Source organism: Modicisalibacter radicis (assembly GCF_900961225.1).
Lineage (GTDB): Bacteria > Pseudomonadota > Gammaproteobacteria > Pseudomonadales > Halomonadaceae > Modicisalibacter.
On the sequence record NZ_CAAHFN010000042.1, the window covers coordinates 1 to 263 of the forward strand.

Sequence of the window (263 nt, forward strand, 5' to 3'; positions counted from 1 at the left end):
CGACGCCTGATGCGCCAGGTCCAGCCGGTCCAGTGCGAGCACGCTCAGGCCCTCGGTCGCGGGCAGTGCGTCACGCAGGTGCTGTTGGGTCAGCAGTAGCTCGATACCGCTGTCCGCGACCATGTAGGCCAGCCGCTCGGCCGGATAGTCCGGGTCCAGCGGCACGTAGGCGCCGCCGGCCTTGAGGATCCCCAGCAGCCCCACCATCATCTCGACGGAGCGCTCCACGGCAATGCCCACCCGGGTCTCGGGTTCGACGCCCA

At 70.0% G+C, this 263-nt stretch carries 1 protein-coding gene; it reads right to left on the reverse strand.

Features of this window, described 5'->3' with window-relative positions:
• On the reverse strand, nt 1–263 hold a 263-nt coding region (locus HR9077_RS02255; RefSeq protein WP_136064705.1), incomplete at both ends, for an AMP-binding protein.